We start from the raw sequence: 486 nt of genomic DNA, 5'->3' as shown, positions 1-486 counted from the left end.
AGTCGATGACCCGAACCTCAACGGTGCCGAGCCGGGACAGGTAGGAGCCGTCACGGGTGCGGCGAAGCACGGGCAGGTGGCGGCCGCTCTTCACCCGGTCCAGGACGTGGGCGCCGGTGGTGGCGATGGCGCTTACCAGGGTCCGCGCGGCGACGTTGCGGTCAAGCAGCACGAGCACGCCCTCGCGCAGGCTGCGGAGCAGGCGCGGCGCATAGGTGGTTTCCACGTCCGTGGTCGGCCCGAACACCGCGTCCAGGACGGTGCGGGTGCCGCAGGACACCAGGACCAGCAGTCGTAGCGCCGGGTATCCCGAACCGCCGTTGTTGCAGCGGTGTTTGGTGTATTCGGTCAGGTTCGCGGGGCTGTCGGGCACCGTGATCGTCGTGCCGTCGATCGCGCAGACCAGCAGCCCCCGCCACCACGCCCCGGTGGTGCCGATTCCGGCGGCCGGGCCGCGTAGCAGGTCGAACAGCCAGCGCATCGGCT

At 70.8% G+C, this 486-nt stretch carries 1 protein-coding gene; it reads right to left on the bottom strand.

Annotation, left to right across the window (positions count from 1 at the left end; genetic code table 11):
* Positions 1 to 486, bottom strand: a 486-nt coding sequence (locus tag PUR56_RS12485) for a transposase (protein WP_329948940.1), incomplete at both ends; no start/stop codon positions are given.

Origin of the sequence: Streptomyces sp. BE303 (assembly GCF_036290945.1) — a bacterium.
Taxonomy (GTDB): Bacteria; Actinomycetota; Actinomycetes; order Streptomycetales; family Streptomycetaceae; genus Kitasatospora.
Note: the sequence above shows the minus strand (reverse complement) of the source record. Positions and strands in the feature narration are given on the sequence as shown.